At 49.0% G+C, this 22,888-nt stretch carries 19 protein-coding genes; 10 read left to right on the top strand and 9 right to left on the bottom strand.

The window, feature by feature from the left end; genetic code table 11:
- Positions 1-341 precede the first annotated feature (341 nt).
- Positions 342-1,640, top strand: a complete 1,299-nt coding sequence (gene aceA / locus ACO0LE_RS00950) for an isocitrate lyase (protein ID WP_422958546.1) — start codon at positions 342-344, stop codon at positions 1,638-1,640.
- A gap of 119 nt (positions 1,641-1,759) precedes the next feature.
- Here aceA and ACO0LE_RS00945 read toward each other — a convergent pair whose 3' ends face one another.
- The 8 genes from ACO0LE_RS00945 to ACO0LE_RS00910 all read right to left on the bottom strand — a co-directional run bounded on the left by ACO0LE_RS00945 (position 1,760) and on the right by ACO0LE_RS00910 (position 7,620).
- Positions 1,760-2,314: a nuclear transport factor 2 family protein gene (locus ACO0LE_RS00945; protein WP_422958545.1), complete on the bottom strand. Its 555-nt coding sequence runs from the start codon at positions 2,312-2,314 to the stop codon at positions 1,760-1,762.
- 126 nt (positions 2,315-2,440) lie between these two features.
- A complete protein-coding gene (locus ACO0LE_RS00940) occupies positions 2,441-2,845 on the bottom strand; it encodes a VOC family protein (RefSeq protein WP_422958544.1) in 405 nt (134 codons plus the stop codon).
- Between the two features lie 218 nt (positions 2,846-3,063).
- A complete protein-coding gene (locus ACO0LE_RS00935; RefSeq protein WP_422958543.1) occupies positions 3,064-4,005 on the bottom strand; it encodes an aromatic alcohol reductase in 942 nt (313 codons plus the stop codon).
- 87 nt (positions 4,006-4,092) lie between these two features.
- Positions 4,093-4,452, bottom strand: a complete 360-nt coding sequence (locus ACO0LE_RS00930) for a DMT family transporter (RefSeq protein ID WP_422958542.1) — start codon at positions 4,450-4,452, stop codon at positions 4,093-4,095.
- 164 nt (positions 4,453-4,616) lie between these two features.
- Positions 4,617-5,090 (bottom strand): hypothetical protein, encoded by a 474-nt coding sequence (locus ACO0LE_RS00925; protein ID WP_422958541.1) that lies wholly within the window; start codon positions 5,088-5,090, stop codon positions 4,617-4,619.
- Positions 5,091-5,185: 95 nt separating this feature from the next.
- The gene (locus ACO0LE_RS00920) at positions 5,186-5,704 is read right to left on the bottom strand and encodes a hypothetical protein (protein ID WP_422958540.1); all 519 of its coding nucleotides are present in this window, start codon (positions 5,702-5,704) and stop codon (positions 5,186-5,188) included.
- A gap of 605 nt (positions 5,705-6,309) precedes the next feature.
- Complete coding sequence (locus ACO0LE_RS00915; protein ID WP_422958539.1) at positions 6,310-6,714, bottom strand: DUF6572 domain-containing protein; 405 nt, start codon at positions 6,712-6,714, stop codon at positions 6,310-6,312.
- A gap of 309 nt (positions 6,715-7,023) precedes the next feature.
- Positions 7,024-7,620, bottom strand: a complete 597-nt coding sequence (locus tag ACO0LE_RS00910; RefSeq protein WP_422958538.1) for a hypothetical protein — start codon at positions 7,618-7,620, stop codon at positions 7,024-7,026.
- 166 nt (positions 7,621-7,786) lie between these two features.
- Here ACO0LE_RS00910 and clpB point away from each other — a divergent pair, with 166 nt between their 5' ends.
- The 6 genes from clpB (at position 7,787) to ACO0LE_RS00880 (ending at position 16,781) form a co-directional block, all read left to right on the top strand.
- Entirely contained in the window at positions 7,787-10,390 is a 2,604-nt protein-coding gene (clpB, locus tag ACO0LE_RS00905) for an ATP-dependent chaperone ClpB (protein ID WP_422958537.1), read from the top strand.
- Between the two features lie 310 nt (positions 10,391-10,700).
- Positions 10,701-11,480 (top strand): potassium channel family protein, encoded by a 780-nt coding sequence (locus tag ACO0LE_RS00900; RefSeq protein WP_422958536.1) that lies wholly within the window; start codon positions 10,701-10,703, stop codon positions 11,478-11,480.
- 275 nt (positions 11,481-11,755) lie between these two features.
- Positions 11,756-14,221 carry a DNA polymerase III subunit gamma/tau gene (gene dnaX, locus ACO0LE_RS00895; protein ID WP_422958535.1) on the top strand — a complete coding sequence of 822 codons (2,466 nt, stop codon included), beginning with the start codon at positions 11,756-11,758 and terminating at the stop codon, positions 14,219-14,221.
- 113 nt (positions 14,222-14,334) lie between these two features.
- Positions 14,335-14,661, top strand: coding sequence for a YbaB/EbfC family nucleoid-associated protein (locus ACO0LE_RS00890; RefSeq protein ID WP_422956564.1), 327 nt, complete (start codon positions 14,335-14,337; stop codon positions 14,659-14,661).
- Between the two features lie 254 nt (positions 14,662-14,915).
- Positions 14,916-15,512: a recombination mediator RecR gene (recR, locus tag ACO0LE_RS00885; protein WP_422956565.1), complete on the top strand. Its 597-nt coding sequence runs from the start codon at positions 14,916-14,918 to the stop codon at positions 15,510-15,512.
- 15 nt (positions 15,513-15,527) lie between these two features.
- A complete protein-coding gene (locus ACO0LE_RS00880) occupies positions 15,528-16,781 on the top strand; it encodes a CaiB/BaiF CoA transferase family protein (protein WP_422958534.1) in 1,254 nt (417 codons plus the stop codon).
- A 294-nt stretch (positions 16,782-17,075) separates the two neighbouring features.
- Here ACO0LE_RS00880 and ACO0LE_RS00875 read toward each other — a convergent pair whose 3' ends face one another.
- Positions 17,076-17,678 carry a MarC family protein gene (locus ACO0LE_RS00875; RefSeq protein ID WP_422958533.1) on the bottom strand — a complete coding sequence of 201 codons (603 nt, stop codon included), beginning with the start codon at positions 17,676-17,678 and terminating at the stop codon, positions 17,076-17,078.
- A 205-nt stretch (positions 17,679-17,883) separates the two neighbouring features.
- Here ACO0LE_RS00875 and ACO0LE_RS00870 point away from each other — a divergent pair, with 205 nt between their 5' ends.
- The 3 genes from ACO0LE_RS00870 to ACO0LE_RS00860 all read left to right on the top strand — a co-directional run bounded on the left by ACO0LE_RS00870 (position 17,884) and on the right by ACO0LE_RS00860 (position 22,789).
- The gene (locus ACO0LE_RS00870; protein ID WP_422956569.1) at positions 17,884-18,075 is read left to right on the top strand and encodes a DUF1289 domain-containing protein; all 192 of its coding nucleotides are present in this window, start codon (positions 17,884-17,886) and stop codon (positions 18,073-18,075) included.
- 68 nt (positions 18,076-18,143) lie between these two features.
- Positions 18,144-20,426: a molybdopterin cofactor-binding domain-containing protein gene (locus ACO0LE_RS00865; RefSeq protein ID WP_422958532.1), complete on the top strand. Its 2,283-nt coding sequence runs from the start codon at positions 18,144-18,146 to the stop codon at positions 20,424-20,426.
- 506 nt (positions 20,427-20,932) lie between these two features.
- Positions 20,933-22,789, top strand: coding sequence for a M4 family metallopeptidase (locus ACO0LE_RS00860; RefSeq protein WP_422958531.1), 1,857 nt, complete (start codon positions 20,933-20,935; stop codon positions 22,787-22,789).
- The last annotated feature ends 99 nt before the right edge of the window (positions 22,790-22,888 follow it).

Genomic DNA, 22,888 nt, shown 5'->3' with positions numbered 1-22,888 from the left:
AGCAAAATCTGACCACAAAAATAGCAAATCACCGATCACTTTGAAACTAAATTTTCTTTATAAAAGTGCGATAAACACCAAATTTTATGATGTGAAACGTATTTTTCATAATGTGAAAAATGAATGAAGGTCTGCACAAATTATTTTTCTCATTCTGAGAGATATTATTTCACATCGCAAAAAATAGTATTTAAGTGTTTGATTTTAAATGTTTAAATATTTGTTATATGTCTTATATAAGACCTTGTTGCTTCGCAAAAAATGTCCTATTATTTATCTCAACGGAATTCACTTTTCATTAGTTTTAACAGTTTCATTTATTTTGCCCACAGGAGAGAACCATGACGACACGCGAACAACAGATTGCTGAATTGCAAAAAGACTGGGATACCAATCCACGCTGGATCGGTATCAAACGTAACTACACGGCAGAAGACGTCGTTCGTCTGCGCGGCTCCATCAAAGTCGAGCACACGCTGGCGAAAAACGGCTCCATCAAGCTGTGGGATCTGGTCAATAACGAGCCATTTGTTAACGCCCTCGGCGCATTGACTGGCAACCAGGCGATGCAACAAGTTAAAGCTGGTTTGAAAGCTATCTACCTGTCCGGCTGGCAAGTTGCTGGCGACGCCAACGTTGCTGGCGAAATGTACCCGGACCAATCTTTGTACCCAGCAAACTCAGTCCCACTCGTTGTTAAACGTATCAACAACACTTTGACACGTGCAGATCAAATTCAATGGTCTGAAGGCAAAGGCGATACAGACTTCTTCGCACCAATCGTGGCCGATGCAGAGGCAGGTTTCGGTGGTGTATTGAACGCATTTGAGTTGATGAAAGCCATGATCGAAGCCGGTGCATCAGGCGTCCACTTCGAAGATCAATTAGCTTCCGTTAAAAAATGCGGCCACATGGGCGGCAAAGTATTGGTACCAACCCGTGAAGCAGTAGAAAAACTGAACGCAGCACGTCTGGCAGCGGACGTCATGGGCACACCAACCGTGTTGTTGGCTCGTACCGATGCAGAAGCGGCTGATTTGATCACATCTGATGTCGATGACAATGACAAGCCTTTCCTGACTGGCGAGCGCACTGTTGAGGGCTTCTACAAAACTAAACCAGGTCTGCAACAAGCGATCTCCCGTGGGCTGGCTTATGCCGAATACGCCGACATGATCTGGTGCGAAACTGGTAAGCCTGATCTGGAATTCGCAAAAGCATTTGCTGATGCAATCCATGCCAAGTTCCCAGGTAAATTGTTGTCCTACAATTGCTCACCATCATTCAACTGGAAGAAAAATCTGGATGACGCAACAATCGCCAAGTTCCAAAAAGAATTGGGCAAAATGGGCTACAAATTCCAATTCATTACCCTGGCTGGTTTCCATGCATTGAACTACGGCATGTTTAACCTGGCGCATGGCTATGCACGTAACCAGATGTCCGCTTTCGTCGAATTGCAAGAAGCAGAATTCGCCGCAGCAGAAAAAGGTTTTACCGCAGTCAAGCATCAGCGTGAAGTTGGTACAGGTTACTTTGATGCAGTGACACAAGTCATTCAACAAGGCCAGTCGTCTACTACGGCCCTGCATGGTTCGACAGAAGATGAACAGTTCTTCGACGCGAAAAAAGTCGCTTAATTAATTTCAGGTTTAGCTAAATTACGCTGAACTGTAAGTAGTAAAAAGAAAAACCGCACGATGCAGATCGTGCGGTTTTTTTATCTTTACGGCGTTCCTTCGAACAAAGCCTGTATAGCCTATGCACCCGGCTGAAGCATCGCAGCCATTTTCTGATGAATCAGGTTAACCGCTTTCAGAGGGCGAAGCATCACTTTAAACTCCGTGATCTTACCTTCCTCATTCCACTTGATCATATCAACACCGTTAATTGCGATGCCATCTAACTCCAGCTTAAATTCAAGAATCGCATCGCGATCGCCCGTGAGCTCCCGAACATAATGAAACGATTCATTGGCAAAGACGTGAAGTGCAGCGCTGAGATATTGCTTGGTAATGCTTTTTCCGACTTGAGGCGTATTCACCACTGGCGAATAGAAAACAGCATCCTCAGCAAGCAACGCATCAAGTCCTTGTGTATTGCGTTCCTTAACGAGTCGATGCCAGGTCGCGATTGGGTCAGACGACATAAATTTTCTCCAGAACGTGGATGAGGTGTAGTGAGGCGAATCAGGGGGTTGCTTCTTTTGCAAAGATAGCCGACAAAACGGAGTCGTATAATTTGTTTCAAGCATCGTCTTGAGTACAAGTGTAAAACTTGCACTTAAACGTCGAGAAATATTAATGCCGTTCATATACTCCCCTATAAATTCGTATAAATATGCCTTTCTGCCTAAGTAATGCTTGGGTATGCTAAATATACATAGTGGGAGTATTTATAAAGGAAGGTGAGTAGAACGCATCCGGCGCTCGCTCGCGAATCACTCCTGCTCTGGCGTGGCAATGATATGGAAGAGCCCCCACCCGTGACCATCGGGGTCCACGAAGCTATGCGAATACATGAAGCCTAAATCCTCGGGCTTATCATAGGTTGAACCGCCCGCAGCGAGTGCCTTAGCCACCAGACCATCTACCTCTTCGCGGCTCTCACAGTTAAGATTGATCAGCATTTCTATGGCCTTGCTGGTATCGCAAATATCTTTTGGCGTGAAGTCGCGAAATCTATCCCGAGTACACAACATAACAAAAATCGTGTCGCTGATGACAATGCACTCGCCGCTTTCACTGGAGAACTGTGGATTGTTTGCAAACCCAAGTGCCTTGAAAAAGGCCAGCGATTTGGATAAGTCGGAAACCGGCAGATTCAGGAATATTTGTTTGTTCATGTAATTCACCTTTCTATCGTATGTAAGAATGAAGTCATTCGCTGCTTAACGCCGTGTGTAGCAGCCGTTTGTGTAGTGGCGATTTGTATTAGCGTAGCGGTCAGCACAAAATAAGCCGCAGAACAAACTGTCCGGCTGGCACGACTTGTTACGCAAACGCACAAATTGCGAAAGCCTCATTCTCTAATCCTAACGCTCCAAACGCTTTATATTTGCGTTCATTTGTCTGCGATATTTTTCCGAGCCCACTGCTCAGCAGTGGTGACTTGAATCAACTGCTGCTCGTTGAAAGTGCCAACTTTTGGCCACGCCACTCCTCTGCCTTGTGCGAAAACAGCGCGGTACTTTTTGATGTGATGAGAGGGATCTTTTTCCAGTTCTTGGATTAGATACGGAACAGTCCACACGTTACACGTGAATGGACGTCCCAGCACACTTTCAAGCATGCCCGCAACCTCCCCATACGTCACAGTGTCGCCAGAAAGGTACACGATTTCATTCCGAAAGCGAGGCTCAAAAAAAACGATTTCCGCTGTAAGAGTACCGATGTCATCTGGTGTCGTGAGCGTCACGCTGTTATCAAGACCGCCCAGGGCATTTACTGTGTCGTTTACGAAGTCAACCACTTCAAATACAGGCTCGAAAAGGAAACTCGTGAACATGCCCGTCGAGATGATTACCCATTCAGTTTTGTCTTGGGCGCGAAGCAACTCTCGTACATCGAGCTGAGCATCGAATAGATCCTGAGGGCTACCCCGCCCAATCACCTCAAAATCGACGCCAAACTGCCATGGGAAGTAGCGCTTCACGCCGGACTTGAGAGCTGCTGTAGCCAACTTCATCGGGGTTTCTCGACCCGCGACCATCCCTGCGCAGCCTATTACAGTATCGAATCGTGCGAAGACTTCAGCAAGCTGATCAATCGAGTCGTTCAACAGGTCTCCAGCGACCATTTGGATGCCAAGACTACGCAACTCATCGATTTCCACCTTTTTCTCAGGCACCTTGGTGTTGATGGTCGATTCCCTGAGCAGGACGTTGATCATTGAGCCAGGCGAGCGCTTTGCAACCCGCGCAAGATTGCGCAAAACCGGAAGGCCGAGTTCACCGGCACCTAGAACGAGAATCGATTGTGGGGAATGCTGGGTTAATTGGGGCATGTTTTTTCCTGTGAGTGTGTTGGTTGGCGCGGGCAGCTTCATGTTGCCGCACGCCACAATATGTTCGGTTGAGCGAATGATTAGGCGTCAGTGTTTTGAAGTGTTTAACAAAACAACTCCCGCGATTATCAAAGCCAAGCCAGCCATTTTTTGAGGTGATGATGATTCGCCAAAGCCGATAATTCCAATAGCCGCTGTGACAGCAATCCCGCCCGCTGCCCATACGGCATATGTTAAGCCTACTTCGATATGCTTTATGACGACTGCCATAAGCCAGACCGCCATCAAATAGCAAATCCCGGAAATGACCGATGGCACCAGCTTTGTAAAACCTGCTGAATAGCGGAGTGCAACTGTCCCAGTGACCTCCGCGAGTACGCTGATTGCGAGCAATGTCCATGCATAGTACGTTTGATTCAAGATAGCCTCTACTTGCAACTTGTTCAATTGCTGCTTGTACCGAGCAGTTTGAACAGGATGATATAGCGGTACCTTACGAAAAGTGCGTTCTTGCCGATTTGTATTATTGGACGTTGAAAGTGACGGTGAGCCGACTCTGACGTTTGAATTAACGGCGCGTGGCTTCGCCACGTCGTCTTTTGAATAAATTGTTAGACCTCTTTTGCATCACCAATGCTCCGTATGTGACTGATGAGACGCCACCAGTAAAAGATTGAGACTACCAATAGCACGGGGTAAACATTTTCCCTCACGGGATATAGGAGCGCTCGGCCAAGACTGGTAAAGAAGAGAAGCAATAGACAAACGCTAGCAATGATGGAGAACCGAATGAGGAGCACGAAGCCGAGCGCATTGATACGCTCAAAGAAAGCCGAGCCTTTAGAGCTTCCATTCGCTCGGAAGCACAATCGAATACCGACGGCTGCAATGATTGCTTGAAACGTCCAGTGTAAGAACGCCACGCCCATTTCAAACATGTCTGGGTCGTTATAGCCAAAATTCGGAAGCCCCGCGACGAGAGCAACGATCGAAACATTTGCGATGAAATATGGCAACGACGCTTGAGTCATTGGCTCATCGAGATGAAGCTGCTCCTTGAGTTTGGAAAGATGCCAAATTTTCATACTCTTCCTTGGTCTAACGTATAGATTATGGGATCGCCATCATCGATGTAAATAGTAGGTAGGTCGTCATTGGCGATTCCTTATCGATCGTCTTGTTATGCGCTTTTTGCGAGCCATTTTTCTGCCTCTTCTTTAATATGATCCAAAAACTTAACCTCAGCTTGGTCTCGAGGTAAATCGGTATGGTACAAAATCATTGAGCCATCTCTACAATCCCATACTTCCCGTAGCCAACAAAAAATATATTCGAGGCCGAGGTTACTACCTAAATATTCTCCATCTGGTAGGTCCTCTGATATTTCGTGATGAATGTCCCAATAAAGAAAATTTGCACCAGTCATTAAATCTATTTCGCCTGAAACCATTTTCTGAATTGTATCTTTAGCTGCAAATTTCGCAGCCTCAACTCGCGATGGAATTTCGATTCCTAGCTCTTGAATAGCTTTTTCAAATAACGGACCCACTTCCGCCATAGATGCATTTTCCTCCATGAAAATGCTATTTAGCGAATCTGTATAGATGCCTTGGTTAAGCCAAGAATTTGCCAGGCTCACAATTGCGTGGCTGGATAACTTGCCTAACTTATACTGTGAAATCGCTACTTCTGGCTTCATACTTTATCGCGCATAACGTTTGAAATCAGGGGGCGCCGCCGGCTTTATGGCGGCGATCCCCTGGATTGAATTGTTAGGCCGCACTAATGGAGCTACAACTGCCATAGGCCGTGGTCGTTATCACCGAGCAAGTAGATCGCACACGTGCCGTAGCCCGGAATGGGCATAGGAGGCACGGCAACTCGAGCACCAGCCTTTTCTGCTGCGACCAGCGCTGCCTGAATATCTGGGACGAGCCAGTACGGGCGCACGACCGGAAGCTCAGACTCGCGAAGTGGAGCGCGGACGCCCACATGGCTGCCATCCTGCAGGAGTGCGGTGCGAGCGCCCCCGAGGGCGGGGACGGGCTGGCTGAACTCCGTCCCCAACGCAGCAGAATATGCGGCGCAAACGGCGCCTACGTCTGGGGTGACGACTTCAAGGTACTGTGTCTTCATAGCGGAGAACCTTCGGAATCTTGGGGGTGGAGGTCGGAGTCATGAGAGGCGGGATGTGCGGCCTAACGTCGGAGTTGACCGGCACACACCGGCAGCGTGCTGCAAGGTGTAGGCTTGCCCAAACGCCTTGCAGCACGCTGCCGGTGTCTGTCCGAGCCGAACGACATGTTAGGGAGTATCCCCGAGCTTGACTGCCTCTGACTTTTCGCCCCAAACGAAATCGATGCCGTCTAAAGCGAGGCGACTCTTCGCATTCTCAAGGAACGTCGCAATTTCCGCCGGAGGTAGCTGTTGGTATAGCAGCGCAATTCGCACCTTCCTTCCCGCCAAATGCGGTCGTGAAGAGACAAGCTGTCCGGAGCCAACAAATTCTCGGTAGGTGTCGATCTTGCGGGAAAGAAGTTCTGGGACCTTGCCTTCCCAACTGCTCGACTGGAACATGAGAAGGAGAACCCGCGGGGAGTCAGGCTTTGCCGCAATGACATCGATTTTCCCCTCGTCCCTCACATCGGCAAACCCAACCTGAGAACACAGGAGGGCTGCAGTGGAGATGATCGCTCGCACTATTTTCATTGGTACTTCCTAATGTGATTTAATTTTCATTTTGCAATGATAACCGATGGAGCAAAAAATGTAGCTTGCTCTACATCTCTTGAAATGCTCATGGACATGAGCTATATTTGGTTATACTGATTAAATATACAGTGCAACCAAATGGACAAAAACATCACGCCTGTAGAACCGCGTTTACTTGACCAAGTGCGTGAACGCTTGCGTTATAAGCATTACAGCCAGCGTAGGGTGCGTTCCACTCACTGACTATACGTATGGGTTGATTAGGCGAGAGTTTTGCCTTTATCGACTAGACTAATATCGCCGCACTCAATTCAACAAATGCGCCGGCAATGTCTCCTGATCTGTGCCAGACATTTCTAATTCAAATCCCCAATCAGCTTCCGTCACGGCGGTTTGCAGTAGCTTGCAAAATGCGTGTAGAACGACCGGAGTCAGGTTGACGGCAAATCCTTCGCCGCTCATTGGTATGAATTCGATGCGCATGGGTTCGTCCTGGCTTACATGGAGTTGTATCGTTGCTAGCAGCAGCGGTGCTTCGCCTAGTGGCCAGGTCTGGACTTGTTCTTCGTAAGGTGTGCTGAAGCCGCCGTGTTGTTCTAGCAGGGCGACGGACGATTGATGTTCCATCTGGACGATATCATTGCTGAACATGGCAGATGCCGGTTGATTGATGGCAACTTGTTTGCCCATTGATTCCATGATGGCGGGCCATAGTCTTAGCGTGAGCCGACGCGTCAGGTGGCAGCGAATCTCTTGTCTGCCTTGGTCTGCTGATTTTGTTGCTACATCTGCAGCCACGCCCTCGCTTGCGGCGCTTGCCTCTTTTGCCAGTGTGAAGGAGAACTTTGCCAGTAGCCTGTCTTGCTCGGGCTGATAATGAACGTTGATCTGATGTAATTCCATAAACTCTTTGATGTGGCGCAAACTAAGCGCAATGCTTTTTTGCCTACTATAGGTCACTTCTTGAAATAGTCTCGGTAGCCCCAAACTTCGCTCTTAGTCAAGCAATTCAATCATTTGTATCACAGGTTTCTATGCGGTTTTTCCGCTGGAATCTCAGGAGAAAACCATGCGACTCGATAAACTTACGACGAAATTACAAGAAGCACTTGCTGATGCGCAAAGCCAAGCTGTCGGCAATGATAACCAATACATAGAGCCGGTGCACATTCTGTTGGCGCTGATCAATCAGGATGATGGCGGCAGTCGCTCGCTCTTGCAGCGCGCTGGCGTGAATGTGGCTGCACTGACGAATGCCTTAAAGAGCGCCTTAGATCGTCTGGCAAAGGTCACCGGTACTGACGGTCAGGTGCAGATTGGCCGTGAGCTGATGGGTTTGTTGAATCTGGCTGATAAAGAATCCCAAAAGCGTGGCGATGAGTTTCTGGCTAGCGAAATGGTGCTGCTGGCGCTGGCGGATGATAAATCCGAAGCAGGTAAATTAGCGCGAGAAAATGGTTTGACGCGTAAATCGCTGGAGGCTGCAATTGCTGCTGTTCGTGGCGGCACTAATGTGAATTCTCAGGAGGCCGAAGGGCAGCGTGAAGCACTTAAAAAATATACACTCGATCTGACGGAACGTGCGCGCCTCGGTAAGCTCGATCCGGTGATCGGTCGTGATGATGAGATTCGCCGTGCGATTCAGGTATTGCAACGCCGCAGTAAAAATAATCCGGTTCTGATCGGTGAGCCGGGTGTGGGTAAAACCGCGATTGTCGAAGGACTGGCGCAACGGATTGTGAATGGCGAAGTGCCCGATAGCCTGAAATCCAAACGCGTGTTGTCACTCGACATGGCGGCCTTGCTTGCAGGCGCTAAGTTCCGCGGTGAGTTTGAAGAGCGTCTCAAGGCAGTGCTCAAAGAAATCGCCATGGATGAGGGGCAAACCATCGTCTTTATTGACGAGTTGCACACCATGGTCGGCGCAGGCAAGGCCGAAGGTGCGATGGATGCGGGCAATATGCTCAAGCCTGCATTGGCTCGTGGGGAATTGCATTGCGTCGGCGCGACCACGCTCGATGAATACCGTAAATACATAGAAAAAGATGCGGCACTGGAGCGTCGCTTCCAGAAGATCATTGTTGATGAACCTAGCGTCGAAGCGACGATTGCGATTTTGCGCGGACTGCAAGAGAAGTACGAAGTCCATCATGGCGTTGACATCACGGACCCTGCGATTATCGCGGCTGCGGAGTTGTCGCACCGCTATATCACGGATCGTTTTTTACCCGATAAAGCGATTGATTTGATCGATGAGGCCGCCGCAAAAATCAAGATCGAAATCGACTCCAAGCCAGAAGTCATGGACAAACTCGATCGTCGTCTGATTCAGTTAAAGATCGAACGTGAAGCAGTTAAAAGAGAAAAAGACGAGGGTTCGAGAAAGCGTCTGACTTTGATCGAAGAAGAGATCACTAAGCTGTCGCGCGAATATGCGGATCTGGAAGAAATCTGGAAGTCGGAAAAAGCGACGGTGCAGGGCAGTACGCATATCAAGGAAGAGATAGAAAAAATCCGCCTTCAGATGGAAGATGCCAAACGCCGTGGCGACTGGCAGACCATGTCGGAGTTGCAGTATGGCCGTTTGCCCGAGCTGGAGGCGCAGCTCAAGCAGGCCGACGCTACGCAATCGAACACACACGGCAAGCTGAAACTGTTACGCACGCAGGTTGGCGCGGAAGAGATCGCTGAAATCGTATCGCGTGCAACCGGTATTCCGGTGTCACGCATGATGCAAGGCGAGCGCGAAAAACTTCTGCACATGGAAGAAGAATTGCATAAGCGCGTGGTCGGTCAGAATGAGGCGATTGGCGCGGTCTCTGACGCAATTCGTCGCTCGCGTGCAGGTCTGGGCGATCCAAGTCGTCCTTATGGTTCTTTCTTATTCCTTGGTCCTACAGGCGTGGGTAAGACGGAGTTGTGTAAAGCGCTTGCGGGCTTTATGTTCGATACCGAAGAATCTCTGATCCGCATCGATATGAGCGAGTTTATGGAGAAGCATTCGGTCGCCCGCCTGATCGGTGCGCCACCTGGTTATGTGGGTTATGAAGAGGGTGGTTATCTGACCGAGGCTGTGCGTCGTAAACCATACAGCGTGATCTTGCTGGATGAGGTCGAAAAAGCGCATCACGACGTCTTTAATGTTTTGTTGCAGGTGCTGGATGATGGCCGAATGACGGATGGTCAGGGACGTACCGTTGATTTTAAAAATACGGTGATTGTCATGACCTCGAATCTCGGTTCGCATCAGATACAGGCGATGGAAGGTAGTGATCCTGGCGTGATCAAGATGGCGGTGATGGGCGAGGTAAAAACGCACTTCCGTCCTGAGTTCATCAACCGGATTGATGAGATCGTGGTGTTCCATGCGCTTGATGCGAAGAATATTGGCGCGATTGCTAAAATCCAGTTGCATGTGCTGGAACAGCGTCTGGTGCAAATGGAAATGGGCTTGCAGGTCAGTGACGCGGCATTGCAAAAAATCGCTGAGGCGGGATTTGATCCGGTCTACGGTGCTCGTCCATTAAAACGGGCGATACAGCAAGAGATAGAAAATCCTCTGTCGAAGATGTTGTTGCAAGGTAAGTTTGGACCGAAGGACGTGATTCTGGTTGATGTGGAAAGCGGTGATCTGGTTTTTAAGAAAAATCTGAAGAAGTCTGAATCAGACTGAATTAGTTTGAATCAGTTTGAAATGTAGGGTCGTCGCCATGGTCTTGTCGTGTTCGTGGATTTGGTGGCAATGAGGTCATAAAGTGCCTGTCGTATTGAATACGACAGGCACTTTTTTGTTACATGAACATAATTCAAGAAGAATCGATGCGGAGTCGCATTCATACAATTGCGGAGTAATTTGCGTTAGATCAAGACGCTTTTTCGCTCCGGTTTTCCCGCATCCAGCATAATTGCTTGACTAACTAAGGTGTGTGGAAGAACGGTAAAAATACTGAGTAATACTAGTGACAGGGGGCTTTGTGAGAAAAATGAATAAAAAAACTGGCTCCAGCGGCGCAGGTTTTCCATTAATCAGTCAGCAGTTTTTGAGCTGGCTGTCACGTCCGCTGTTGCTGACTTCCTTGCTGCTGTCGATTCCTGCGTTTTATCTTTTGCTGATTGACGGGAACGATCAATCTCGTTTTATCGGTCATGCTTTGTATGGGGCTGTTGCGCTGATCATGGGTGTCGACACGTATTTTCAATGGCATAAATACCAGGGGCGATCCACTCGCAGCGGTAAGATGTTGCTGGATGCGTTAATTATTGTCGGTTGCGCTGTCAGTGCGTTTTCATTTGGTGATAACTGGAATGTCCTGGAGTGGTTTTTGCGGCTGGGCTTGTGCGCTGCCATCGTCTTGCGGATTGCAACTCTGGTATTGCAGCGTATGCGACCAAGCCACCTGGTGCAGATGATTGTTCTGGCAGCACTCATGTTGACCAGTGCCGGTGCCGGTTTTTATTGGCTGGAGCCGAGTGTGTGGACTTATGCCGATGGTGTCTGGTTGGCATTCAGTACGATTGCGACGGTCGGTTACGGTGATATTGTGCCGTCTACCTGGGCATCCAAAATATTTGCGGTGTTCATCGTTTTACTGGGCTATGCCATGTTCTCGATTGTGACGGCAAGTATTGCTGCGTTGTTTGTTGGTGAGGAGGAGGCGAAGTTTGAACGTGAGCTTCATGCTGATATCCGCTCCTTGCGGCATGAGGTTGCGGCATTACGCGAAGAATTGCGGTTAAGGGACCAAAAACACGAGGTTAAATAATCGTCACGCATAACCAATATGAATAAACGCTACGAACAAACGCCACGAGCAAGCACTGCGACTAAACGCAGTGATGTCATTTGTTAAAAAGCAATCTCCATTACTTCCTGCATTATCAAAAGCTTCTGATTTTTGTTTGATGAGCACGCTGTTCTACTGACTTATTCACGATATTTCAATCCAGCACTTATAATCCAGACCAGATTCTTCGCCAGTCTTGAAGAAGTGACAAAATCAAAACAGGATGCGTTAGCGGAATAAGGTAAAATCTCACCATGTCATATCAAGTTCTCGCCCGAAAATATCGTCCCAAAAGCTTTGAAACGCTAGTGGGGCAGGAGCACGTGGTCCGTGCCTTATCTCATGCGCTGGAGCAGCAACGGCTGCACCATGCTTACCTGTTTACGGGGACTCGCGGAGTCGGTAAAACAACGCTCTCGCGTATTCTCGCTAAATCTTTCAATTGTCAGGGTGTCGACGGCAACGGTGGCATTACTGCCCATCCTTGCGGTGTGTGCGAGGCTTGTACGGCGATTGATGCGGGTCGTTTTGTCGACTACATCGAGATGGATGCGGCATCCAACCGTGGTGTCGATGAGATGGCGTCGTTGCTGGAGCAAGCGGTGTATGCGCCGTCGAATGCGCGCTTCAAGGTCTATATGATCGATGAGGTGCACATGCTGACCAACCATGCCTTTAACTCGATGTTGAAGACTCTGGAAGAACCGCCTGAGCATGTGAAGTTCATTCTGGCGACGACCGATCCGCAAAAAATTCCTGTGACGGTTTTATCCCGCTGCCTGCAATTCAACCTGAAGCAGATGCCGTCGGGACATATCGTCTCGCATCTGGAAAATATTCTCGGACAAGAACAAATCGAGTTTGAAGTGCCCGCGCTGCGTTTGCTGGCGCAAGGTGCTCATGGCTCTATGCGCGATGCTTTGTCACTGACCGATCAGTCGATTGCTTATGCCGCAGGTAAGGTCACTTTGGAAGCCGTGCAGGGCATGCTAGGTGCGCTGGATCAATCGTATTTGATCCGTTTGCTTGATGCATTGGCGGTCAAAGATGGCAAGGCCCTGCTGGACGTCGCCGATGAGATGGCCGCCCGTAGTTTGTCCTACAAGGCAGCGCTACAAGACTTGGGTAGCTTGCTGCACCAGATTGCGATTGCTCAAATGGTGCCGGATGCGGTTGCAGACGATGCCCCTGAACGTGAAGAAGTACTACGACTGGCAAATCTTTTTGGCAAGGAAGAAATTCAGTTGTTTTACCAGATCGTTGTGCACGGTCGTAATGAGCTGGCTTTGGCACCGGATGAGTACGCCGGTTTTAGCATGACCTTATTGCGCTTGCTAGCTTTCCGTCCGTCTGATAGCGCCGTAGGAGGCGCTGGTGGCGGTTCTGGTGGAGTTGCGCCGTCAGGTCGCGCGCCGCAACGTCCTAGTCCTGCTACGACAGTGCCACTAGTGTCTGCGCCGGCGCAGGCATCAGGTCAAAACGCAACGCCAGTGCCAGGTCAGGTTTTGCATCAAATACCAAATCAAATACCGACGATGGCGTCGCTTGCTCCAGTTGCTCCCGTCATGGCTGCACCCGCTGCTGCGATAGCAGATGCGTTTGCTCCTTTGGCTCCTGAAATGCAGGTTGCTCCAGCACCTGTTGCCCCAGTCAGCACAGTAGCAAGTGCACCGGCATCTACTCCATCTTCTGTTGTTACCGCTGTTGTTCCTGAGCCGGTAGTCAGTAGTGTTGTTAGCCAGCCAGTATCTGCTGCAATGTCGGCGAGGGCCGCTGCACTGGCCGCTGCTGGTTTGAATAAATCGACTGCTGGAAGTCGGGCCGCAGCTGCAAAGGCGCTAGCGTCGCAACCTGCCGCTGCGCCTGTCGCGGCAGCACAGCCTGCGCCTGCGCAGATACAAGCTCCGGTACTAGCTCCCGCACCTATATCCGCAAGAGTTGTCACACCTCAGCCGACGGCACCAGTGGCTCAGGTAAAATCAGCAAGTTCTTCCAACACATCCTACGCCCCCGATGGTATGCCGCCACCCTGGGATGAGGATTTAATGGAGGCAAGCTATTCCGCAACGTCGAATGAACCGCCACCACATTTTCATACCGGCGCGTTTGACGATGAGTTTGATGTAGTCGGAGTGGCGAGCGTCGCTACAAATGCTCCTGTGATGCAGCAACGAGCGAACCTGGCTAGTCGGCAGCAAGCGGAAGTCGTATCTGCTGAAGCGTTGACCGACTTAGTGAGCGACGCATCTGTGACGCCCGATTTTGCGCAAGTTGTTGTAGGCGAACCGGCTGAGGACATTGTGCGACCAGCCGCGCTGGTACCTATTCCTGAATTAAACTGGGATGGACACTGGCCTAATCTGGCGGCGAGTTTGCCTATGCGCGGTGTAGCACAGCAACTGGCGCAGCAAAGTGAATTGATTCAATGCCAGATCAACGGTAATACCTTTTTGTTCCAATTGCGCGTGCCTTTGCAAACCTTATTGTCGTCCGGCAGCGTAGAAAAATTAGAAATGGCATTGGCGGAACGTTTTTCAAAATCCGTCAAGGTCGAGACTAAGATTGGTGCAGTCGAGCAGACAGCGAATGCACAGGCAGTTGCTGAGCGTGCGGAGCGCCAGCAACAGGCAGAGAACTCGATACAAAGTGATTCCTTCATACAGAGTTTAATGCGAGAATTCGGCGCGACAATTGTGACGGGTAGTATCAAACCAATTTAAGTGAATTGTTGATAGATCCCCAGGACACGAAATTCCCCAACCCAACAACCCCAGATTGCTGTACCGGGCAGAGATTGCCACTATTTTTTTGAATTTGTTTTAGGAGAAGTACCATGATGAAGAACCAACTCGCTGGCCTGATGAAACAAGCGCAGGCAATGCAAGACAATATGAAAAAAGCCCAGGATCAATTGGCCTTGGTTGAGGTAGAAGGTCAGTCTGGTGCTGGTCTGGTCAAAGTAGTGATGACTTGCAAAAACGATGTGAAACGCGTCACCATTGATCCGTCTTTGTTGGGGGATGATAAAGATATGCTGGAAGATCTCGTCGCAGCAGCATTTAATGATGCAGTGCGTAAAGCAGAAGCGACTTCATCAGAAAAAATGTCTGCATTGACGGCAGGTATGCCAATGCCACCTGGTTTTAAAATGCCATTCTAAGTTCTGTTGAAATAACGAGCACGCATAAAGTTTGCTTTCTGTGTGCTTGTTTAGATGGATACAGGAATTCAAAAAAGTCTGAAAAATCTGATGAAACTATGAGCATGCAGATGAATTATCAGGTTGACGACTCATTAGGTAGATGAATCAGAATAAAGCCTGACTGGCAAGAGACACATCCTCAGTCCGATTTACTATTCAGCATGTCCCATCGCTTCTAACTCACAACGACCATCCACTCGACCATCCACTACGTGAAATCCCAAACCAGTCTTGAAATTCTCGCGGAAGCCCTGCGCCGTTTGCCCGGCGTCGGTCCAAAATCTGCGCAGCGCATGGCTTATCATCTGTTGCAGCATGATCGCGATGGTGCTGCGCAGCTAGGGCGAGCATTGATGCAGGCTGTTGAGAAAATCCATCACTGCGCGATGTGCAATACCTTTACCGAAAGTGATGTCTGCGAAACCTGTCTGGATCCTGAACGTGATGTATCGATGCTCTGTGTCGTCGAGACGCCATCGGACCAAATGATGATCGAGCAGACGATGACGTATAAAGGTCTGTACTTTGTGCTGATGGGACGATTATCTCCTCTGGACGGGATAGGCCCAAAAGATATACACCTGGAGAAACTGATCGTTCGTGCTACGGACGGGCTGGTGACTGAGGTAGTGCTGGCGACGAATTTTACGAATGAAGGTGAGGCTACTGCTCACTACATCAGTGAAACGCTGAAAGCACGGGGCCTCAAAGCGAGCCGTCTGGCGCGTGGTGTGCCCGTGGGCGGGGAGCTTGAATACGTTGATGCAGGCACTATTGCCCGCGCCATGTTGGATCGCCGCAGCACATAAATTAATGCTGAAACGATGACTGAACAAGCTCAAAAAAATTTGTCCGGCCCTTTAGCTGGAATCAAAGTGCTGGAATTGGGCACCTTGATTGCCGGGCCGTTTTGCGCGCGTATGCTGGCAGAGTTCGGCGCAGAAGTCATCAAGATAGAATCACCCGACGGAGGCGATCCTATCCGTCAATGGCGTGTTTTGAAAGACGGCACTTCATTATGGTGGAGTGTCCAGGCGCGTAATAAAAAGAGTCTGACTCTCAATCTGAAACAGACTCAGGCACAAGCGATTGCCCGGCGTCTGGCATTAGATGCCGATATTATTATCGAGAATTATCGTCCCGGTGTGCTTGAGAAGTGGCAGCTCGACTACGACAGTTTGAAGGAAATTAATCCCGCAACGATCATGGTACGTCTGTCCGGTTATGGACAGACAGGGCCGCTGAAGGACTTGCCCGGTTTTGGCGCGATTGGCGAATCCATGGGCGGTTTACGCTATGTCTCTGGACATCCCGATCGTCCGCCAGTGCGTGTCGGCATATCGATTGGCGACTCAGTCGCTGCTCTGCACGGCGTGATTGGTGCGATGATGGCGCTGCGTCACCGCGATGCAACAGGTGGGCGCTGGAACGGTCTGCAGGGGGCAGATTGCGTTGCCGGACAAGGACAGATGGTCGATGTGGCGCTGTATGAATCGGTATTTAATCTGATGGAGTCGCTCGTGCCCGAGTTTGATCATGCAGGCATTGTGCGTGAGCGGACTGGCGGTGCTTTGCCAGGGATCGTGCCATCGAATACCTACACGACAGGTGACGGCGAGAATATCGTAATTGCAGGCAATGGCGACGCGATTTTTAAACGCTTGATGATGGCGATTGGCCGTGAAGATATGGCGAACGATCCCGGTCTTGCACGCAATGATGGACGCGTTCCGCGCACGGTTGAGATTGATACGGCAATCAGTGACTGGTGTCAGCAGCAAACGATAGATAGCGCGTTGCAGCTATTGCAAGCAGCCGATGTGCCGGTGGGTAAAATTTATTCGGTTCGGGACATGATGAGTGATCCTCAATTCCTTGCACGGAATATGTTTGAACAGCATGTATTTGCCGATGGAACACCTGTGAAATTGCCAGCAATCTCGCCGAAATTATCTGAAACACCTGGTCATACCAACTGGTTGGGGCCGAAGCTGGGGCAGCATAATCGCGAGGTGTTACAGCAGCTAGGTTATTCTGAATCTGAGATAGCGCAGTTTGAGCGCGACAATATTGTCTGACGCTATTTCACTCATTGATGTCGTTGTTGCCTGCGCAAAGCAGGTGGCAATCTAGAAGAAGTATAAGAAAGCAGAGCCCACTTATGAACCGTCAGTTCTTTAAACAATTCGCCATTGCGCTCGTATTATTTTTACTCGGTTACTTCACTTTTAACAGCAAATTATTTGCGCAAGATGTGAGTGGCCGCATATCGCAGACGTTAGTGGTCACAGCTGCGAATTGATGTATTGATACAGTTTAAAAAATATCTAAAGAGTGCCTAAGTAGCTTCTTAGGAGTACCGATTGATTAGCTCAGGATAAAGTTTTTAAATAATCCCGGATGCCTGCGAGCAGCATTTCTACCGAGGCTGCCGTCAGGATTAATCCCATCAGTCGTTCAAACGCTGTCATGACACGTTTGCCCAGTACACGCTGCATGCGTTCAGCACTTAATAACACCACTAGCCACACCACCGCGACCGATGTCAGTGCCGCGACATGAACAGCGACATCCAGTCTGCTGCTTGACGAAAACAGCAGTACGGTAGCCAATGCTGATGGTCCTGCAAGTGCCGGGATGGCCAGAGGTACAATGAACGGTTCGTGATCGTCTTCTACATCACCAAAAATCCCACCCTCTTGCGGAAATACCATACGAAGCGCAATCAGGAACAGAATCACGCCGCCACCGATGCGTAACGACACATCCGATAGTTGCATTGCCGTCAGGAAATGTCGGCCAAAAAACATGAATAACAGCAACAGCGCAAAGGCTATCGCACATTCACGTACCACGACACGCCAGCGGCGCTCGGGGGCAACATGAGAAAGTGCGGCAACAAAAATAGGTACGTTACCAAACGGGTCGGTGACCAGGATGAGCAGAATGAAGGATTGGAAAAAATCTTGCGTCATATTTTGTTCGCTTTGAGGTCATTGATGTGTCTTTGACATATGTCTGTGAAATATGTCTGTGAAATATGTCTGTGAAATATGTCTGTGAAGCATCGTATGTGAATTGCCATAGCCATTCAAGCGAATTATAGAAATCGCGGTACTATTGGGGTAGTCTGGCGTTTCCAGCACGCTCGTATTATTTTTAGACAGGTAAGAATTTCCCATGACGATTGAAAAAAAAGAACGGCCTGATACGCCATGTGTTGCTGTGTGTTCCACGACTTTTGACGATGTCTGCCGGGGATGTGGCAGGACGGTAGCGGAGGTCGCTGAATGGGTGTTCATGAACCAGGATCAGAAGGAAGTCGTATGGCAAAGAATTCTGGCTGAGGGCTATCCCCGAAGGAATACCTGATTGATCAAATTGCTCAACTACGCAAAACCATAAACATCAATCAAAATCACAATAACGGAGACATTGTTATGGCAGAAGCAAAGCTAAAGACAGAACCCCAAAAGAAGTCGCGCCGGCGTTTTATTTTAGGTGGATTAGGTGTTGCCGGAGCGCTGGTTGTCGGCTGGGGCTTCACTCCGCCTAGGCAGCGATTGCACGGCGTCAGCTCTTTACCAGTGGTGAATGATGAAGTCAGTTTAAACGGGTGGATCAAAATTGCGAGAGACGGCGTGGTCACGGTGGCCATGCATAAAAGCGAAATGGGGCAGGGCATACATACCGCATTACAGATGTTGATTGCTGAGGAACTTGATGTTCCCATGCATATGGTCAGACCTGTTCATGCCCCTATCGATAAAATTTATGGCAATGTTGCCATGCTTGCCGATGGACTGCCTTTTCATCCAGATAATGCCGGCACCGTCAAAAGAACCGCATGCTGGATGACGGCAAAATTTGCCCGTGAGCTTGGTTTGCAGGTTACTGGCGGATCCTCTAGCGTCAAAGATTCGTGGCTACCTATGCGTGAAGCGGGGGCGACTGCCCGGGCAATGCTGATTGCCGCCGCCGCAAAAGAGTGGAACGTGCCAGCAGACCAATGTAAGACGAGTGACGGAAAAGTTATTCATTCCTCAGGTAAGAGCACTGGTTATGGTGAGCTGGCTGCCAGGGCGGTATTGATAACACCTGATGACGTCCGTTTAAAAGATCCCAAAGTATTTACCCTCATCGGCACACCGCAATTACGTACTGATTCCGGGGCTAAAACGAATGGCAGCGCAGTTTTTGGCATCGATGTTCGTCCACCGGGATTGCTTTATGCTGCGATCAAAATGAGTCCGGTCATCGGCGGTAGTGTAAAAAAAATCAATGAGAGCGAGAACAAATCTGCTGGTGATCCAGTTCAGGTGATTGATTTGCAAGCGACGAATTCTGCAAATCTGGTGGCCGGTGTTGTCGTAGTAGCCAAAAATTATTGGACTGCAAGAAAAGCATTGCTGGCACTGTCTGTAGATTGGAATTCTGGTCCTGCTGCGAATTTGTCCACGGCAGATATTTTTAAAGAGCTAGGGCGTCAACTTGACACTGAATCTGGTTTTACTTACTACCAGCAAGGGGATGTAAGTTCTTTATCCTCTACGGCCAAGACCATCAAGGCAGAATACAAGGCGCCATTTTTAGCGCATGCCACGATGGAGCCGATTAATTGCACTGCTCAATTTAAAGACGGCAAGCTTGATCTCTGGGTGTCAACACAAGTTCCCAGTATTGCCGTCGATGTCGCAGCCAAAATTGCCAATATATCGTCGGATAAGGTTGAATTGCATATGACGTATCTCGGCGGTGGTTTTGGTCGCCGCCTGGAGGTCGATATGGTGGTGCAGGCGGTGACAGTGGCGTTGCAGACTAAAGGCTTGCCAGTGCAGTTGATCTGGAGCCGAGAAGAGGATATGACGCATGATATGTACCGGCCGGCGGCTTTAGCAAGGTTTAATGCGCTGGTTGATGCGAATGGTGTTGTGACTGCTTATGGTAATAAGTCGGCTTCTGGATCCGTGACGCATCAGGTGCTGAAGCGCACATTTGGTGTGCCCGGTGCCGGACCAGATAAGACGACAGCAGAGGGTGAGTTTGATATGCCCTACGAATTTGCCAACCAAAAAATTGCCCACGTCATTGTGCCAACGGTTGTCCCTTTAGGATATTGGCGCTCTGTCGGGCATTCACATAATGCGTTTTTCAAAGAAAGCTTTATTGATGAACTCGCGCATGCGGCTGGTAAGGATCCGGTCAATTTTCGACGTGAATTATTGAAACAGCATCCGCGCTTTTTGACCGTACTGGATGCCGCAGTGAATAAGGCTGGGCCGGTACCGGAGGGCCGCGCGCATGGCATTGCGCTACATCAATCGTTCGGCTCTATCGTGGCGCAGGTGGCAGAGGTCTCGGTTAAAGACAAGCAGATCCAGGTCCATAAAGTGACGTGTGCCGTGGACTGTGGAATTGCAGTTAATCCCAATATCATTACGCAGCAAATTGAGTCTGCGATCATTTTTGGTCTCAGTGCTGCCTTGAATGGGGAGGTCACCATTAAAAACGGCCAGGTTGAGCAGACGAATTTCCATGACTATCCAGTTCTCAGAATGAATGAAGCACCTGAAATTCAAACGGTCATCATCGCAAGTGCTGAACCTCCGGAGGGCATCGGTGAGCCAGGGACGCCGCCAATTGCCCCGGCGGTTGCTAATGCCGTGTTTTTGCTAACCGGGCAGCGAATGAGAAGTCTGCCTTTGCGTTTGGAAACTACCTGAATTAAGCAGCTATTTGAATTATTTTAATCTTGAATTTGGTCAACTGGTATGGTCGTCATTATTGCTTCGGATCAAATTCAATAAAAATAGTTCGTCTATAAATGTAAAAACAATGTTTACTTAAATAATGGGAATTACATTCTTTTATATTTTCAAATCGGCAATTTTTTAACTTTATTTGATATGTTAAGGTCTTTTCCAAAATTTTCTCTTGTAAAGAAATATTTGCATCATTTTTCACATTGCGGAAAAACAACGAGCTTATTTGCAAGTCTTTTGATGTCTGATTAACTCTACACTAGCTATTTGGGCAATAGCCTGTTGAATGTCTGCAATTTTTTTGTAGTCTTTCAGCAAGAAGTTTCAGCGTTTTTGCTGGGATACAGATCAAAAGCCTTTACTCTGGTCTACTTGTTTTTTTAGATTGACATAAATTCAACGCCTACCGCGTTGGCTAATACTCATAGGGGACACAATCCCTACGGCAATTTGAAAATGGAGAGAAAATGGAACGAGCTTTGAAATTAACACAAGTATTACGTCCAACCCTACTGGCAGTGATGGTAGCGGGTGCTTGCAATGCGATGGCAGCAGATCGTGTTGACTTGGAAAATTTTGTTGCGCCAGCAGCGACTTCAGCAGCGGCGAAAACATTAGCTGGTGGCTCAACAGCAAGACTGAATGATTTGTTGGGCTTAACTGCTAGCGAACTACAGGCTGTTCGTAGCCAGACTTATGCTAACGGTAAAGTGGTAACACGCTACCAGCAGTTTCACCAAGGCGTGCCTGTCTGGGGTGAGGGTGTTGTTGAGCACGTAGTGCCAGGTGCGGCTCAGCCAGCGCTGGCAGGTGCAATGTTGAGCAATCTTGGTAACGATTTGCCAACTGCTAAGCCATTGTATTCAGCTTCTCAGGCATTGACATTGGCGAAGACTCAAGCACGTGTTAACTCTACTGAAAACGACCAGTCCAAATTACATATCCAGCTCGGCGCGAATAATGTTGCGAAGCTGATTTACGTCATTTCTTTCTTGGATACGTCCAATCCAGGCAAGCCAAGCCGTCCGCATTTCATCATTGATGCAAATACTGGTGCGGTTCTGCAAAAATGGGAAGGTATTACCCATGCTACTACTGGCACGGGTCCTGGCGGTAACGCTAAAACAGGTCAATACGAATACGGCACTACTGCTGGTTACGGTTATTTAGACGTGTTAGTCAGCGGTTCGACTTGTAAACTGAGCAGCACGAATGTTGATACCTACAACATGAATAACGCCACCTCCGGTTCCGGTACGTTGCACAGTTTTACTTGCCCGCGCAACACTGTCAAAACAGTGAACGGTGCTTACTCTCCGATGAATGACGCGCATTACTTCGGCAATCAAGTTTTCAACATGTACCAGACTTATCTGGGTGTACGTCCGATCAGTCAAAAATTGATGATGCGCGTGCATTACGGCTCTGCCTACGAAAATGCATTCTGGGATGGTACAGCAATGAATTTTGGTGACGGTGCCTCTACTTTCTACCCATTGACAGCGTTGGATGTGACAGGTCATGAAATTAGCCACGGCTTCACAGAACAGAACTCGAATCTGACATACTCCGGTATGTCCGGTGGTATGAACGAAGCGTTCTCGGATATGGCAGGTGAGGCAGTCAAGTACTATGTCAAAGGCACTAATGACTTCAAAGTCGGTGTCGACATTTTCAAAGCCAGTGGCGCCTTGCGTTATATGTACAACCCACCGCTGGATGGCGGTTCTATCGATAATGCAGCGAACTACACCAGCAGCCTCGATGTGCATTATTCAAGTGGTGTGTACAATAAAGCATTCTATTTGCTGGCGACTAAAACTGGCTGGAACACACGCAAAGCATTTGAAGTTATGGCTGACGCAAACCGTTTGTACTGGACTGCGAGCAGCACGTTTAATCAAGGTGCCTGCGGCGTAGAAAAAGCAGCAGGCAACCGTGGTTACACAGTTGCTGATGTTACTTCTGCATTCAGTTCAGTTGGCGTAAGCTGCGCTACGACCACACCAACAGCAACACCGTTGACTAAAGGCGTGACAGTCACTGGCATCACACTGGCTAAAGGTGCGACTAAGCTGTACTCCATCGTTGTTCCAGCAGGTGCAAAAAATCTGAGCGTCAAACTGGCTGGTGGTACAGGTGACGGTGATCTGTATGTCAAAGCAAGTGCAGCACCGACGACGACCTCTTACGATGGTAAGTCTGAAGGCTCCACAAATGCTGAGACAGTAACAATTGCTGCACCAAAAACAGCAACTTACTATGTTCTGGTCAGCGCTTATGCTGCAGTAAGCGGCACTACTCTGGTCGCAACTTATCAGTAATACTCTTTAGTTGTTATTGAGTAGATACTCTCAATCCCGCTCCGTCCGGAGCGGGATTTTTTTTCAATCAGTATTTTTGAAGAGTGCCAGAATTGTGCA

The sequence above is a fragment of the Undibacterium sp. Xuan67W genome, from assembly GCF_049340165.1.
GTDB lineage: Bacteria > Pseudomonadota > Gammaproteobacteria > Burkholderiales > Burkholderiaceae_D > Undibacterium.
This window is presented reverse-complemented; position numbering and strand designations above follow the sequence as displayed.

What these genes read in the sequence shown, in the direction of transcription:
- aceA (WP_422958546.1), top strand. Translation starts at nt 342, where the DNA reads ATGACGACACGCGAACAACAGATTGCTGAATTGCAAAAAGACTGGGAT.
- ACO0LE_RS00945 (WP_422958545.1), bottom strand. Translation starts at nt 2,314, where the DNA reads ATGAACGGCATTAATATTTCTCGACGTTTAAGTGCAAGTTTTACACTT.
- ACO0LE_RS00940 (WP_422958544.1), bottom strand. Translation starts at nt 2,845, where the DNA reads ATGAACAAACAAATATTCCTGAATCTGCCGGTTTCCGACTTATCCAAA.
- ACO0LE_RS00935 (WP_422958543.1), bottom strand. Translation starts at nt 4,005, where the DNA reads ATGCCCCAATTAACCCAGCATTCCCCACAATCGATTCTCGTTCTAGGT.
- ACO0LE_RS00925 (WP_422958541.1), bottom strand. Translation starts at nt 5,090, where the DNA reads ATGAAAATTTGGCATCTTTCCAAACTCAAGGAGCAGCTTCATCTCGAT.
- ACO0LE_RS00920 (WP_422958540.1), bottom strand. Translation starts at nt 5,704, where the DNA reads ATGAAGCCAGAAGTAGCGATTTCACAGTATAAGTTAGGCAAGTTATCC.
- ACO0LE_RS00915 (WP_422958539.1), bottom strand. Translation starts at nt 6,714, where the DNA reads ATGAAAATAGTGCGAGCGATCATCTCCACTGCAGCCCTCCTGTGTTCT.
- ACO0LE_RS00910 (WP_422958538.1), bottom strand. Translation starts at nt 7,620, where the DNA reads ATGGAATTACATCAGATCAACGTTCATTATCAGCCCGAGCAAGACAGG.
- clpB (WP_422958537.1), top strand. Translation starts at nt 7,787, where the DNA reads ATGCGACTCGATAAACTTACGACGAAATTACAAGAAGCACTTGCTGAT.
- ACO0LE_RS00900 (WP_422958536.1), top strand. Translation starts at nt 10,701, where the DNA reads ATGAATAAAAAAACTGGCTCCAGCGGCGCAGGTTTTCCATTAATCAGT.
- dnaX (WP_422958535.1), top strand. Translation starts at nt 11,756, where the DNA reads ATGTCATATCAAGTTCTCGCCCGAAAATATCGTCCCAAAAGCTTTGAA.
- ACO0LE_RS00890 (WP_422956564.1), top strand. Translation starts at nt 14,335, where the DNA reads ATGATGAAGAACCAACTCGCTGGCCTGATGAAACAAGCGCAGGCAATG.
- ACO0LE_RS00880 (WP_422958534.1), top strand. Translation starts at nt 15,528, where the DNA reads ATGACTGAACAAGCTCAAAAAAATTTGTCCGGCCCTTTAGCTGGAATC.
- ACO0LE_RS00875 (WP_422958533.1), bottom strand. Translation starts at nt 17,678, where the DNA reads ATGACGCAAGATTTTTTCCAATCCTTCATTCTGCTCATCCTGGTCACC.
- ACO0LE_RS00870 (WP_422956569.1), top strand. Translation starts at nt 17,884, where the DNA reads ATGACGATTGAAAAAAAAGAACGGCCTGATACGCCATGTGTTGCTGTG.
- ACO0LE_RS00865 (WP_422958532.1), top strand. Translation starts at nt 18,144, where the DNA reads ATGGCAGAAGCAAAGCTAAAGACAGAACCCCAAAAGAAGTCGCGCCGG.
- ACO0LE_RS00860 (WP_422958531.1), top strand. Translation starts at nt 20,933, where the DNA reads ATGGAACGAGCTTTGAAATTAACACAAGTATTACGTCCAACCCTACTG.